At 68.9% G+C, this 14,117-nt stretch carries 14 protein-coding genes and 1 riboswitch; of the genes, 7 read left to right on the forward strand and 7 right to left on the reverse strand.

Annotated elements, in window-relative coordinates; translation table 11 throughout:
- Positions 1-2: 2 nt before the first annotated feature.
- Positions 3-974: a hypothetical protein gene (locus ACYVBN_RS08665; protein WP_460600152.1), complete on the reverse strand. Its 972-nt coding sequence runs from the start codon at positions 972-974 to the stop codon at positions 3-5.
- A 75-nt stretch (positions 975-1,049) separates the two neighbouring features.
- Positions 1,050-1,183, reverse strand: a riboswitch (cobalamin riboswitch).
- Between the two features lie 74 nt (positions 1,184-1,257).
- Between ACYVBN_RS08665 and ACYVBN_RS08670 the strand changes: the two genes are divergently transcribed.
- The 3 genes from ACYVBN_RS08670 (at position 1,258) to ACYVBN_RS08680 (ending at position 3,590) form a co-directional block, all read left to right on the forward strand.
- Complete coding sequence (locus ACYVBN_RS08670; protein ID WP_460600153.1) at positions 1,258-1,899, forward strand: nucleoside/nucleotide kinase family protein; 642 nt, start codon at positions 1,258-1,260, stop codon at positions 1,897-1,899.
- 319 nt (positions 1,900-2,218) lie between these two features.
- Positions 2,219-2,734 (forward strand): RNA polymerase sigma factor, encoded by a 516-nt coding sequence (locus ACYVBN_RS08675; RefSeq protein ID WP_440283688.1) that lies wholly within the window; start codon positions 2,219-2,221, stop codon positions 2,732-2,734.
- Positions 2,721-3,590 carry a hypothetical protein gene (locus ACYVBN_RS08680; RefSeq protein WP_460600154.1) on the forward strand — a complete coding sequence of 290 codons (870 nt, stop codon included), beginning with the start codon at positions 2,721-2,723 and terminating at the stop codon, positions 3,588-3,590. The genes ACYVBN_RS08675 and ACYVBN_RS08680 overlap by 14 nt, the downstream gene beginning before the upstream one ends.
- Before the next feature lie 31 nt (positions 3,591-3,621).
- Here ACYVBN_RS08680 and ACYVBN_RS08685 read toward each other — a convergent pair whose 3' ends face one another.
- The 4 genes from ACYVBN_RS08685 to ACYVBN_RS08700 all read right to left on the reverse strand — a co-directional run bounded on the left by ACYVBN_RS08685 (position 3,622) and on the right by ACYVBN_RS08700 (position 6,587).
- Positions 3,622-4,155, reverse strand: a complete 534-nt coding sequence (locus tag ACYVBN_RS08685) for a GNAT family N-acetyltransferase (RefSeq protein WP_460600155.1) — start codon at positions 4,153-4,155, stop codon at positions 3,622-3,624.
- A 59-nt stretch (positions 4,156-4,214) separates the two neighbouring features.
- Positions 4,215-5,144, reverse strand: a complete 930-nt coding sequence (locus tag ACYVBN_RS08690; protein ID WP_460600156.1) for an HNH endonuclease signature motif containing protein — start codon at positions 5,142-5,144, stop codon at positions 4,215-4,217.
- The gene (locus tag ACYVBN_RS08695; RefSeq protein ID WP_460600157.1) at positions 5,120-5,587 is read right to left on the reverse strand and encodes a hypothetical protein; all 468 of its coding nucleotides are present in this window, start codon (positions 5,585-5,587) and stop codon (positions 5,120-5,122) included. Before ACYVBN_RS08695 ends, ACYVBN_RS08690 begins: the two co-directional genes overlap by 25 nt.
- A 400-nt stretch (positions 5,588-5,987) precedes the next feature.
- On the reverse strand, positions 5,988-6,587 hold the full coding sequence (locus ACYVBN_RS08700; protein WP_460600158.1) for an NUDIX hydrolase: 600 nt from the start codon (positions 6,585-6,587) through the stop codon (positions 5,988-5,990).
- Between the two features lie 144 nt (positions 6,588-6,731).
- On the opposite strand from ACYVBN_RS08700, the gene ACYVBN_RS08705 reads away from it, so the two are divergent.
- Positions 6,732-7,193, forward strand: coding sequence for a P-loop NTPase family protein (locus ACYVBN_RS08705; RefSeq protein WP_460600159.1), 462 nt, complete (start codon positions 6,732-6,734; stop codon positions 7,191-7,193).
- Positions 7,194-7,216: 23 nt separating this feature from the next.
- Here ACYVBN_RS08705 and glpK (ACYVBN_RS08710) read toward each other — a convergent pair whose 3' ends face one another.
- Entirely contained in the window at positions 7,217-8,731 is a 1,515-nt protein-coding gene (glpK, locus tag ACYVBN_RS08710; RefSeq protein WP_460600160.1) for an FGGY family carbohydrate kinase, read from the reverse strand.
- 4 nt (positions 8,732-8,735) lie between these two features.
- Positions 8,736-9,500, reverse strand: coding sequence for an IclR family transcriptional regulator (locus ACYVBN_RS08715; RefSeq protein WP_460600161.1), 765 nt, complete (start codon positions 9,498-9,500; stop codon positions 8,736-8,738).
- Positions 9,501-9,679: 179 nt separating this feature from the next.
- Here ACYVBN_RS08715 and ACYVBN_RS08720 point away from each other — a divergent pair, with 179 nt between their 5' ends.
- The 3 genes from ACYVBN_RS08720 to ACYVBN_RS08730 all read left to right on the forward strand — a co-directional run bounded on the left by ACYVBN_RS08720 (position 9,680) and on the right by ACYVBN_RS08730 (position 14,108).
- Positions 9,680-10,645: an MIP/aquaporin family protein gene (locus ACYVBN_RS08720; protein WP_460600162.1), complete on the forward strand. Its 966-nt coding sequence runs from the start codon at positions 9,680-9,682 to the stop codon at positions 10,643-10,645.
- Positions 10,646-10,727: 82 nt separating this feature from the next.
- A complete protein-coding gene (gene glpK / locus ACYVBN_RS08725; RefSeq protein ID WP_440281656.1) occupies positions 10,728-12,245 on the forward strand; it encodes a glycerol kinase GlpK in 1,518 nt (505 codons plus the stop codon).
- 135 nt (positions 12,246-12,380) lie between these two features.
- A complete protein-coding gene (locus ACYVBN_RS08730; protein WP_440281657.1) occupies positions 12,381-14,108 on the forward strand; it encodes a glycerol-3-phosphate dehydrogenase/oxidase in 1,728 nt (575 codons plus the stop codon).
- Positions 14,109-14,117: the final 9 nt, after the last annotated feature.

A 14,117-nucleotide genomic window follows, 5' to 3' on the forward strand; every position in this document is an offset into this window, starting at 1 on the left:
TGTCAGTTGCGCCGGCGGAGGAACGCTACTGCGCTGCCGCCGATGGCCAGCGCCGCGAGGACGCCACCACCCACGACGGTGGTCGCATTGATGGTGGACGACTTCTCCGCGTCCTTGATCTTCTTGTCGCTGTTGACGATCGGCGCACCGGCGGCATTGGTGGGCCCCCCGCTGGAGGTGCCCGTGATGCCCGCTCCGGTCGAGGACGTCGCCGAACTCTTGTGCGCGGCCGTCGAGGCGCCGGCCGACCGGGAAGCTGCCGTCTTCTTGTTCTTCGCGGTATGCGTGCCGGCCGCGGTCGACGACCCGGACGTCGAGCCGGTGGCGGACTGCGGTTGCGACCCACCACCGTGCTTCGGTGCGGTGCTGTGCGGGGGCGGTGGCGCGGTGGTGGTCGTATGGCGCGGCGCCGGCGGCGCCGTGGTGGTGTGCGCGGGCGGCGGCTTCGGCGCCGCGGGCCGGCTCGGGGTGTAGCGGGGCGGGTAGTTGGTGCCGCCCTCGCTGAACGCCCAGCCCTCGAAACCGCCGGGGATGACATGGCTGCTGGAGGCGCCTTCGCCGCTGGAGGTCCAGGACCCGCCATTGGGCGCCTGGGTGTACCACCAGTGCGCATTCGGCGGAGGCGTGCGCCCGCACGACTCGTGGTAACCACCGGGCAGCGTGGCCGATGCCGACGGCTGCCCGTAGATGCGGCAGATGAAGGCAAGGCCGTACTGCCGGGTCCCCTCCACCGGGATCCCGGCGGCCTGCAACGCCTGCAGACCGGTGGCGCCGCTGCCGACCGGCGAGCACCGGACCGCGATCCCGCCGCCGAGGTCACGGAAGTCGACCACGACGGTCACCCCGGAACTGGTCTTGCACACGCCGTTGTAGCCGGCGGCCTGCGCCGGCGCGGCCGATCCGGCATACGCGAAGGTGGTCGCCGAGGCGGCGAGCGCGAGGGCTGCGACGGAGCGCACCGTGCGGCTGGGCATGCGCGTGAGTCCTTTCGTGTCGGGACTTCTTGCGCGCGACACGATCTCGCCCGCGACTGCAGTCCTCGACAGTCGATCCGGTGACGGGTGGGAGCAGGTATTCCGACTCGCGACCGGTCGGCCGCTCACGGCTGCGGGACAGCGCCGGAATCGCACCGGCTTCCCCTGCTCGCACCTGGGTGCCCGACACGGGCACCCGATCCGGAAACGGTAGCACCGCCGCAGCCTGCTCCCGCACCACCGCAGCTTGTGCACGGCGCCGGAATGCCGCAGAGTCTCGCGAGTGACCTCCGTCCGCGCCCTCGATGCCGCAGCCGCCGTCGACGCCGTCGTCGAGTCGGCCGCGCGGTCCGACCGCGTCGTCATCGGGTTGACCGGGCCGCCCGCGGCCGGGAAATCCACCGCCGCCGAGTTGGTGGCCGCCGGCTGCCGGGCGCGCGGGTTGCGCACGGTCGTGGTGCCGATGGACGGCTTCCACCTGGCGCAGGCGGTGCTGGACGCGCGCGGCTGGGCACCGGTCAAGGGTGCGCCGCACACTTTCGACGGCGCCGGCTATGTCGCGCTGCTCGACCGGATCCGTCGGGAGCGGGACGACACCGTCTGGGCGCCGGCGTTCGACCGTGCGCTGGAGGAGCCGGTCGCCGGCTCCATCGCGGTCTCCCCCGGGACACGGGTCGTGCTCACCGAGGGCAACTACCTGCTGCTGGACCGGCCGCCGTGGAGCGCGGTGCCCGGGCTGCTGGATGCGGTCTGGTATGTCGACGTCCCCGACCCGCTGCGCCGCGACCGGCTGATCCAGCGGCACCGCCGTTTCGGGCGCAGTCCTGCGGAGGCTGCCGAGCGTGCGCTCGGCTCCGACGAGCGCAACGCCGAACTGGTCCGGGCGACCAAGGCCCGCGCGGACGGCATACTCCTGCTGCCGTGAACGCGGGTGGCCGGCGCCGGCCGGGCTGCCGCATGTGACCGATCGCACCTCTCGCCATACAGGTTGGCGGGCGCGCGCAGGCAACCTCGCGGGCCGTCGCACGTCTTCCCGGTGTGAGGAGGAACGTGCGAACCGACGGATGGCGGCCGGTCCCCGGCCCGTCGCGGTGCGTCGTTCCCTCCTGCGTCAGCCAGTGGTTAAGGTCTGGGCGAGGGGTTGCGGTGTCATGACACTCAGCACACCCGTCGTGTATGCCGGAAGGCCGAGTCGCTGGGGAGGTCGGATCCATGAGCATGGACCGGCTCCCGCCCACGATGCGATGACTGCGGACGACTCCGTCGATCTGGCGGAGCTCTATCGCACCCACCACCTGCAGATGGTGCGGCTCGCGCGACTGCTCGTCGACGATCTGGCCAGCGCCGAGGACGTGGTGCAGGAGGCGTTCCTCGGGATGCACCGCAACCGCGCGGCCTTGCGTGACTCGCGTGCCGCGGTCGGTTATCTCCGGCAGGCGGTGGTCAACCAGTCGCGCTCGATGCTGCGCCGGCGGCGCACGGTGCGCGCGCATCTGAAGGTCGCCGAGCCGGAGATCGCCCCGCCCGCCGACACCGACGTGATCATCGCCGAGGAGCACCAGGAGGTGCTGCGGGCGGTGGATCAGTTGCCGCCGCGGCAGCGCGAGGTGTTGGTGCTGCGCTACTGGTCCGACATGTCGGAGGCGGAGATCGCCGACGCCCTGGGGATCAGCCGGGGCACCGTGAAGTCCCAGGCGAGCCGTGCGATGGCCACACTCACCACGATCATGCAAGGAGGCGCAACCGATGAATCCGTCTGACCCGCACGACCCGGCGGAGCTGGAGCGCCGCCTGCGCGACGCGTTCGCGGCCAAGGCCCTGCAGGTCTCCGACGCCGATCTCGACCCGGCACGCGAGGCAGAGGTCGTCGCGGCGCTGGAAGCCCAGGGTCGCCGCCATCCGGCGACGCGTTGGTTCGCCGGCATCGGTTCGGCGGCCGCCGCGGCCGCGATCATCGGTGTGGCTCTCGTGGGTCTGCATGACGGGAACACGCGGCAGGTGGTCAACGGCCTGCCCCCGGCCGTGACGACGACTTCGTCGTCGCCGGGTTCGAGCACTGTGACCGGCCCGTCGTCCTCGTCCACCGGCGAGCTGGGGCCCGATCTCCAGCAGCCGGCCACCCCCGGGAACGGGCGCACCTCGACGCTGTCCTCGGTGGGATCGTCCGGTGGTCAGTCGACCGTTCCGACGTCGGATGCGTCCACCTCGCCGGACGTGAATCGCACTGCGCTGTCGCACGGTTCGACCGGTGGCTCGGCCCAGTCGTCGCTTCACACCTCCGCGGCACAGCTGCCGCCGGCGATGCCGTCCGAGCTCCCGCAGTCGGGCTCGCTGGGTGATCAGGATTACACGGGCGCGGTGCCGCTGGTGGATCCTTCCGGCGGTCCGGCGCGCATGCTGTCGATGCCGTCGGATTTGACGTGGCAGCGCACTGCGCACACGGACCACACGTTGACGGTGCGGATCACCTATCTGCCCACCGACATCGAGGCCTATTGGCGGGGGACGCTGCCTGCGCAGGGTTGGGTGGCCGACGGTGCGGGCTGGAAGTTCCCCGGCACCTCGTATGCCGTCAGCCCCATCTCCGACAAGGGCAGCTTCACCGTCACCTGGTGATCTGCCGAGTGATTTGTCGGGTGCGGCGGGCTCAGAGCCTGTCGAAGGGTTCGGCGTAACGAAAGGTGCCGCCTTTGCCCTCATATCCGCTGAGCGTCCGGACCTGGAAGTAGTCACCCCAGGACGGATCGGGCGCGGTGATCCCTACTTCGCGGGCCGGCACGAATCCGAAGCGGCCGTAGTAACCGGGCTCGCCGAGCAGCGCCACGAGCCGTTCGCCCTGTCCGTCCGCGGCGGCGAGGACCGCGTGCACCAGCGCGGAGCCAACGCCGGTCCCTTGCCGCTCCGGGAGGACGCTGAGCGGGCCGAGTCCGAGGGCGTCCTCGCCGTCGAGGTGCGCACGGGTGCAGAGGACGTGGCCGATCACCGCGTCGTCCTCGAGGGCGACCAGCGAGAGTTCGTGGATCCACGCGGGATCGTCGCGCAGCCACGACACCAGCGTCGCTTCCCCCGGGTCGCCGCCGGGCGTCACGGGCGGTGCGCTGTGCGCCGCGCTTCGGAAGGCCGCTGCGGTGACTGCCCGGATGGCTTCGACGTCGGTCGTCTGCTCTGGTCGGATAAACAACCTTGAACCGTCAGGCATCTGCTCGTATGGCGTCAACGGGTTATCGGGCACGGCGCTCCTCAGGCTGCTGCGGTGTGGTGTCCGGGCATGTGGCCGGGTGTGAGGTCCCAGTGCACGCCGTCGGGTCGGACCTCGGCCGTGTAGCCCTGCCGGTGGACGGTGTGGTGGTGGCGGCTGCACAGGAGTGCGGAGTCGGTGAGGGAGGTGTGGCCGCCGGCCCACCAGGGGGTGAGGTGGTGGATTTCGCAGAAGCCGGGTGGTCGGTCGCAGCCGGGGAAGGTGCACCCGTGGTCGCGCAGGATGACTGCGGCCCGGATGGCTTTGGTGGCGAGGCGTTGTCGGCGGCCGACATCGAGGGGGGCGCTGGGTCCGCCGAGGACGGCGGGGATGAGGTCGGCGGTGCAGGCGAGGCGGCGGGCGGCGCCGGCGTCGAGGACGTCCCCGGTGGTGGTGGTTGCCCCGTCACTGCCGGTGGTCAATGTTTCGAGGTTCATGGTGAGGAGGACGGTGGCTGCGGCGGTCTGGACGCCTTCACCGGTGGCGGCGCGGGCGCCGGCACCGACCAGGTCCATGAGGGCGTCGACGCGGCGTTTGCCCGGGGACCGCTCGTCCCGCACCTGCTCACCGTGGGTGGCCTCGCCGGTTTCGGCCTCCGGCGTGGGTTGTGCGGGGCGGGGTGCAGAGGTGGCCATGATCGCGTTTTGGAGGATTGCGGCGTTGGCCGGTGCCAACTCGGCCACCAGCCGGGTCATGCCCGTCGGTGTGGTGCCCCAGGTCAGGGTTTCGGTGCGTTCGAGTTTCTCGTCGCCCAGGGATAGTTGGTCGGGGGCGAACCGGGCGATGATCCGGCGGGTCAGCAGGGTGAGCCCGGCGCACCCCAGTCCGGGGTCGATCTGCAGGAACCAGCCCAGAACTTCGTCGCGGTCGGCGGTAGGGATCACCGGACCCACTTTGTCGGCCTGGGTCAGCGCGGTCCGGGCGGATTCCACCGAACACGACCCTGCCGTAACGCGTGCGTGATGACGGAGTTCTGGCGGTGCTGGCACGCGTCGGCCACTGCTGCCATCGCCCGGATCGTGCGCGGTTCGACCGGCACCCCACCGCCCTGCTGTCCGGTGATCCATTGGCTGGTGGTGGCCGCATCCGAGGGTGACACGACACCCCGGTCGACCACGTCCGCGGCCACCAGGGTCACCACTTGCGCGGACCGCCCGTGCAACCGCAGCAGGACCGAGACCAGTTCATCTTCCTGCTCGGTGCCGAGTTGATGCACCGCGCCCGGTACCTCGTCCAACAGGTCCGCCACGTCGTGCAGCGCGGCGAGTAACTCCGGTCCGCGACCGGGCGCCGCAGGTGTGACAACGTCTTCAGAACCGGTGCCCAGGTGGGAGGGCGTGAGAGGTTCGCCGGGCAGCTGTGGATCGACATCCATATCGCGAAACTCCTTACCGGGCAATGCTTTCGACGTACTTCTATTCTACTGCAGGGGGCGTGGGGAAACCTAGAGATTCATCGAACACGTTTTCGGTGAAGCGTATAGAGCGTTAGCTAAATGGGGAGTTCATTCCACCCGAGCACGCGCCATCACCAACCACGGTGTGATCCGAGAGAGCGTGTGAGCCGGCGCAGCCAGTTCCCCCATCGATTCGTCGGTCGCAGCGCACAACTGCAACAGCGGCGTCTCGACGCTCACTCCAAGGAACGGGTGTCTCATCATCGCGTCCGTCCTACCGCACGAGAAGCGTGGGGAAGATTTCGATCCCATCGCGGGTCCGCTGCTGACGCACGCGAATTACCGTCCAGAAGGCGAGGCTGCCTCAGTTGCGGATGCCTCAGCGGGCCGCAGGTACCTCCATGTGCAGCGCCTTCACTGCACGGATCAGGTGAGGTTCCATGCGCGTGGACGTCTCGGCGTACAGCTCATCGATGCCCCACCAGCGCACCGACGTGAACTCCCGCTCATCGGGAACGAGCACTTGAGCAGGTCGACTCTCGAGGGCGAACCACAAGCTCACATCAGTGTGCCGTGCTGCGGGGTCACCGACGGTCTCTGTGACCGTCAGGAAGAACGGCGCGGCGCCCGTCTGGGCGTCGAACATCGCCTCGATCCCGAGCTCTTCGACAACCTCACGACGCACGGTGTCCGCCGGATGCTCGTCGGGCTCGACGTGCCCGCCTGTCGGTAGCCACAGACCGGAAAGGCGGTGATCGCAGAGCAACACCGCATTGGTTGCGCGGTCGATCAGTAAGAAGTAGGACACCAGGTGCGGAGAGGGGATCGCCAGTTTCGTTCGCCGGTAGATGTCATGCGTCGAGTCCAGCCAGCGCAGCGCCACCTTTTGATGGGCGCCCGCCAGATCGTCAGATGGCTCGATGCCGGCGACAAGGGCGCGAACCTGCTGAACGAGATCGTGAGCCACGTCGTGGATCATGGCAGCAGGCCACGACATCGCACGTGCTTACCTGCGAATCATGACGACGGGCGAGCCGCAGTCGGGACACGGCTGTCGACTGAGCTGAACCGATCGCCCAGCGAGGGTGCCGAGCCACATCCGGAGCCTGGAACACTGCAGCACATGAGCGGTCGGGTCATCGTGCTGGTCGGAGTCTCAAGCGTCCGGCAGCCGGGGCCGGGGTTCTGGGTCGAGAAGACCACCGATCCCGATGGCTCACCGCGTGCCCGAATCCGCTACGGCGCTGACGGCGCAAAGCTGTTGGCCGGGATGCGAGCTGCGGTGAACGCGATGTTGGCCGCGGGCAACAACGTCATCCTCGATGAGATGCCCATCGATGACTCGATCGTTCCCGCGTGGAGGCGCGAGTTGCGAGCACGCTCGGCCTTCTGGGTTCACCTGACGGCGACTCTGCCCATCCTGGAAGAGCGCGAGCGTGGCCGCTTCAAGGGCCGGGTGCTCGGCAACGCGCGCGGTCACATCGACGTGGCTGTCGGCGACGGCTGGGACCTCGCGGTCGACACCGATCAGCTCACACCAGCCGAGACGGCGACGCGCATTCTGGGCGCACTCGATCAGGCCTGAAGACGCTCTGGCCGCTTTCACGCTCACTCCGCGATCCGCACCACGCCACTGCCCAGCGTCCGGCCAATGCCGGACCGCCAGGCGGCGCGCTGCGCCTCCCGCAACTGCGGGGACATCCCCGGATCCCACTGCCCGGCACGGTGCCAGTTGCGGCGCAGCACCTTCACGTCGGACCAGTAGCCGACGGCCAAGCCCGCGAGGTATGCCGCTCCCAGACTCACCGTCTCGCTGACCGTCGGCCGGACCACGGAGACGTCGAGCACGTCCGCGACCATCTGCATCATCAGGTGGTTTGACGTCATACCGCCGTCAACACGCAACGATTTCAACGGAACTCCCGCATCGGCGGCCATCGCCTCGACGACATCGCTCGTCTGCCAGGCACAGGACTCGAGCACCGCACGTGCCAGGTGCCCGGCCGTCACGAAGCTGGTCAGGCCGGAGATCACGCCGCGCGCGCCCGAGGACCAGTAGGGCGAGAAGAGTCCAGTGAACGCGGGCACCACCACGCACCCGCCACTGTCGTCGACGGTGCGCGCCAGCGTCTCGATCTCCGGAGCGGTGCTGATCAGGCCGAGCCCGTCACGCACCCATTGCACGAGTCCGCCGGCAACCGCGATCGACCCCTCGAGCGCATAAGCCTTCGACCCGTCCGCGAGCTGGTAGGCGACCGTGGCGAGCATGCCGTGCGTCGATCGCACCACCTCGTCACCGGTGTTCATCAACAGAAAGGCGCCGGTGCCGTAGGTGCACTTGACCTCGCCCGCCTCGAAACACGTCTGACCGAACAGCGCACCCTGCTGGTCACCCACCGCCGCCGCGACAGGCACCCCGGCGAGCGCACCCGTCGCAGTGCCGACGACGGAGGACGACGGCACGATCTCGGGCAGGATCGCCTCCGGCACGTCGAAGAATTCCAAGAGCTCCGGATCCCACTGCAAACGTTCAAGATTCATCAACAGGGTGCGACTCGCATTCGTCACATCGGTGACGTGTATGCCGCCGTCCGGACCACCGGTGAGGTTCCAGATCAACCACGTCTCCATGGTGCCCATCAACAGCTCGCCACTACGAGCACGCGCCCGTAGTTCGGGCCGGTCGTCCATCAGCCAGGACAGCCGGGGAGCCGTGAAGTATGACGCCGGCGGGATCCCGGCGCGCTCCCGGAAGAAGTCGGCGCCCGGATCGTCCAACAGGTGGTCGGCGATCGCCGTCGTGCGCGTGTCCTGCCACACGATCGCCGGGCACACCGGGCGACCGGTCACCTTCTCCCACAAGACGAAAGTCTCGCGCTGGTTGGCGATCCCGACCGCGGCGACATCGGCCACCGAGATGCCGATGTCCGCCAATGCCTGCGGTATGACGCGCCGCGTGTTGTGCCAGATCTCCGCCGCGTCGTGCTCGACCCAACCGGGACGCGGGAAGATCTGCCGGTGCTCGCGCTGGCCCATGCCGGCCAGCCGGCCGTGCTGGTCGAAGACCATGGCCCGCGTCGAGGTCGTGCCCTGGTCGATGCTGATGACATACCGCGCGCTCATGGCATCACCATCGCTGAGCCATGAGGGCGTGAGAGGTGCCGCGAGCCGCCTCGTCCAGCGCCGACAGCACTCCCTCGCGCGGAGTGCGGGCGGAGGTGAGCACCTGCTCGACGGTCCCACGGACGCCGAGCGCGGCCACGACCATGCCGCCGTGGCTGCGCACCGGCACGGCGACGCCGGCATCGGCCCGTCCGAGCGCGACCGCCAGTCCCCGGGAGCGCGTGGCCGTGATGTTCTCCCGCAGCGAGCGGGCCGCGGCGTCGATCGTTTCGCGACCCACCAGGCCGTCGAGCACTTGCCCGCCGATCGGGCTCAGCGCGAGCAGCACCTTGCCCTCGGCGGTCGCGGCCAGGTCCACCGGGTCGCCGATCTCCACTCGCTGTGGCACGGGCGATGCACTGAAGACATGGTGCGCCGTGACCCCGGAGCCGATCGAGGCCGGCGGCGCATCGGGCAGCACGACGAGTCTGGCGGACAGCCGGGTGCGGCCGGCGAGGGCGTCGACCCAGTTGGTCGCACGGGACCGCATTTCGTTGATGTCCATGGCTTTCGAGCGCCGACCGAGGATCTCCGGCGCCAGCAGGTAGCTGCCGCTCACCGGGTCCTGCTCGACGAATCCCACCTCGACCAGGGTGCGCAGTATGCCGTGCACCGTGCTTTTGCTCAGCCCGAGCGCACCCGACAGATCACCCAGCGCGCGGCCCTGTCCGACGGCCAGCAGGCGAAGGATCGCCGCCGCCCGTTCCACCGACTGCACGCTTCCCGGCATACGCCCGACCCTAGGCCGCGCAGCGGCCGTTCGACAATGTCAAACGCGGTCCGCACCGGTCCGTTGTGCCGGCTCTACCTTGGCGTGACGCAGGGCAATCTGTGATGCCGATCACATTGGAAGGTAGGAACCGCCATGAGACATCCGGTCTTCGACATACCAGCCACGGCGGCCGCACGATGAGCGCCGTCACAGCCCCGATGAAGCAGGGATGGGGCCTGAAGCAGATGGGGGGCATGTGGGGTGAGTGCGCCGCCGAGTTCCTGGGCACCTGCGTGCTGATCCTCTTCGGCGACGGTGTCGTGGCAATGGCCGTCGCGGCACTGCCCGGCTCCGGCCGCGCCGAGAGCGCGACGACGATCTTCCTCGCCTCGGGCGACTGGCTGCTGATCACCTGGGGGTGGGCCTTCGCCGTCTGCTTCGGCGTCTACATCGCCGGTGGCGTCACCGGCGCCCACCTGAATCCCGCGGTCACGCTGGCGTTCGCGGTACGGCGCAAGTTCCCCTGGCGCAAGGTGGCGCCCTACGCGCTGAGCCAACTGGTCGGCGCGTTCGTCGGCGCCGCGCTGGTCTGGTGGAACTACCACGACTCCATCAACGCCTACGACCACGCGGCCGCCAAGGCGGGGGCATCACTGGTCAACGGACACACCAACGCGACGTTCTCGATCTTCGCGACCTTCCCGTCCCCTGCCTTCCACGGCTCCATGTGGGGTCCGCTGCTCGACCAGATCATCGGCACCGCTCTGCTGCTGCTGTGCATCGCGGCCGTCGTCGACGCCCGCAACACCATCGTCAAGGCCAACCTGGCGCCGCTGATCATCGGTTTCATCGTCGCCGCGATCGGCATGAGCTTCGGCGCCAACGCCGGCTACGCCATCAACCCGGCACGTGACCTCGGCCCGCGCATCCTGGCCTATTTCGCCGGGTTCGGCGAGTTGGCGCTACCCGGCACCGTCCACGGGCCAGGCGGATTCACCGCGTACATGTGGGTGCCGATCGTCGGACCGCTGATCGGCGGGGTCATCGGCATCGTGGTCTACGACCTCTTCATCGGCAAGGCCCTGGACGCCCGGGAGCTGGTCAACGCACCCGAGGAGGCACCGGAACAGGTGCCACCGGTCGACGAGGAAGCCGAGTACTAGTCCGGACGGCGGGTCGACCACCGGTCGACCCGCTCGTCGTCATACCGCCCGAGCACAGCAGCAAGAAGACGTAGGAGAGACCATGCCCGACTTCGTAGGAGCCCTCGACCAGGGCACGACCAGCACCCGCTTCATGATCTTCGACCACAGCGGCAACGAGATCGCCAAGCGGCAACTCGAGCACGAGCAGATCATGCCGCAGGCCGGCTGGGTCGAGCACAGCCCGCTGGAGATCATCGACCGCACCCGCACCGTGATCGGCAGTGCCCTGGCCAACGCCAATCTGCAGGCGTCCGACCTGGATTCGATCGGCATCACCAACCAGCGTGAGACGACGGTCGTCTGGAACAAGAACACCGGACGGCCCTACTACAACGCGATCGTGTGGCAGGACACTCGCACCGACCGGATCGCTTCGGCGCTCGCACGCGAGGGCAAGGGCGATGTCATCCGGCAGAAGGCCGGCATCCCACCGGCCACCTACTTCTCCGGCGGCAAGATCAAATGGATGCTGGACAACGTCGACGGCCTGCGGGAAGCCGCCGAACACGGGGACGCGATCTTCGGCAACACCGACAGCTGGGTGCTGTGGAACCTCACCGGCGGCACCGACGGCGGCGTCCACGTCACCGACGTCACCAACGCCAGTCGCACCATGCTGATGAACCTGGAAACCCTCGACTGGGATGACGAACTGTTGTCGTTCTTCGACATACCGCGCTCGATGCTGCCGGAGATCCGACCCAGCTCCGACCCCAACTACTACGGCACGACGCTGCGCAGCGGACCGGTCGGCGGCGAGGTACCGCTGTGTGGTGACCTCGGCGACCAGCAGGCCGCCACCGTCGGCCAGGTCTGCTTCTCCCCCGGTGAGGCCAAGAACACCTACGGCACCGGCAACTTCCTGCTGATGAACACCGGCGAGGAACTGGTGCGCAGCAAGAGCGGACTGCTGACGACGCCGTGCTACAAATTCGGCGACAACAAGCCGGTCTACGCGCTGGAGGGATCGATCGCGGTCACCGGCAGCGCGGTGCAGTGGCTGCGCGACCAGCTCGGCATCATCTCCGGCGCGGCCGAGACCGAGCAGTTGGCCCGGCAGGTGAAGGACACCGGCGGCATGTACTTCGTGCCCGCGTTCTCCGGCCTCTTCGCCCCCTACTGGCGCTCGGACGCACGCGGCGCGATCGTCGGTATGTCGCGATACAACACCAACGCCCACCTGGCGCGGGCAACGCTGGAATCCATCTGCTACCAGAGCAAAGACGTCGCCGACGCGATGGAGAAGGACTCCGGCGTCAAGCTCGACGTGCTCAAGGTCGACGGCGGGGTGACGGCCAACAGCCTGTGCATGCAGCTGCAGGCCGACATCCTCGGCGTGCCGGTGTCCCGCCCGGTGGTCGCCGAGACGACCGCGCTGGGCGCGGCCTACGCGGCGGGTCTCGCGACCGGCTTCTGGAACAACACCGACGAACTGCGCGCCAACTGGAACGAGGACCAGCGCTGGTCGCCGGAGTGGGACGACGAGCAGCGCGCGGCCGGGTATGCCGGCTGGCAGAAGGCCGTTGAACGCACGCTCGACTGGGTAGATGTCGACTGACTCGTAGCCGGACCGCACCTCGCGCGGATGGTTCGTGCCGGCCACGAGCCATCCGCGCGCTACGCGGATCACCCCCATACCTAAGGTGGATCACACCGGTCGTCGCCATACGACCGGCAGCCAGGAGGAACTTTCATGGTGATGCAGCCCAATAGCGCCAGACTCGGTCCGGCGGAGCGCGAACAGGCGTGGAAAGACCTGCAGGAGCGCGAATTCGACGTCCTCGTCATCGGCGGCGGGGTGACCGGATCCGGTGCCGCTCTCGACGCGGCGACCCGCGGACTGCGCACCGCGCTCGTCGAGTCACGCGACTTCGCCAGCGGCACGTCGTCCCGCAGCAGCAAGCTCTTCCACGGTGGGCTGCGCTACCTCGAGCAGATGAACTTCAGCCTGGTCGCGGAGGCCCTGCGCGAACGAGAACTCATGCTCACCACGATCGCACCGCATCTGGTGCACCCGGTCTCCTTTCTCTACCCGCTGTCCCACCGTGGGTGGGAACGCCCGTACGTCGCAACGGGTTTGGCGATGTACGACCAGATGGGCGGGGCGCGGTCGGTGCCCCGGCAGAAGCACCTGACCCGCGGTGGCGCGCTGAAGCTCTTCCCCAGCCTGAAGTCGGACTCGCTCGTCGGCGCGGTGCGCTACTACGACGCGCAGGCCGACGACGCCCGGCACACCATGACGGTGGCCCGCACCGCCGCCCACTACGGAGCGGTCGTGCGCAGTTCGACCGAGGTGGTCGAACTCGTCCGTGAGGCCGATCGCGTCGTGGGCGCCGTCGTCCGCGACGTGGAGACCGACGAACGCGCCACGGTGCGTGCCAAGGTCGTGGTCAACGCGACCGGCGTCTGGACCGACGACATCCAGCGGATGAGCGGCGGTCGCGGCCGCTTCCGGGTGCGTGCATCCAAGGGTGTGCACATCCTGGTCCCCCGCGACCGCATCGCCGGCGAGGTCGGCCTGATCCTGCGCACCGAGAAGTCGGTGCTGTTCGTCATACCGTGGGGACAGCAGTGGCTCATCGGCACCACCGACACCGACTGGGAGCTCGACCTGGCGCACCCGGCCGCCACGGCATCCGATATCGAATACCTTCTGGACCATGCGAATTCGGTGCTCGCGACGCCGATCACCAAGGACGACATCCTCGGCGTCTACGCGGGTCTGCGTCCGTTGCTGGCCGGGGAGAGCGAGGACACCAGCCAGTTGTCCCGGGAGCACGCGGTCGCTCGCCCGCGACCCGGACTGGTCTCGATCGCCGGCGGCAAGTACACCACCTACCGGGTGATGGCCAAGGACGCCATCGACATCGCCGGAAAGGACATCGGCGAGATCAAGGAGTCGGTCACCGATCGGGTGCCGCTGGTCGGTGCCGATGGGTATGCCGCCATGCGCAATCTCACCCGCGAGCTCTCCGAGCAGACCGGCCTGCCGCCGTGGCGGATCGAGCACCTGCTCGGCCGTTACGGGTCGAAGCTGGACGAGGTGCTCGCGGTGGCCGCGGAGGACCCGTCGTTGCTGGAACCGGTGGCCTCGGCCGAGACCTATCTGCGGGTGGAGCTGAAGTACGCGGTGACGCACGAGGGCGCCCTGCACCTGGACGACGTGCTGGCCCGCCGCACCCGGATGTCGATCGAGACCAAGCACCGTGGTGCCGAAGCGGCCGAGGAGACCGCGGACATCATGGCTCCGCTGCTCGGCTGGACCGAGGAGCAGAAGCGCCACGAGGTCGACACCTATCGGGAGCGGGTCGCCGCCGAACGCGTCTCGCAGGAATTGCAGACCGACGCCGAGAGCGACGCGGCACGGCTGCGAGCGCCCGAGATGCGGCAAGGGCTGCGACAGGTCACCGCGACGAAGTAGCGCCCGCGG

It is taken from the genome of Flexivirga lutea (assembly GCF_054778955.1).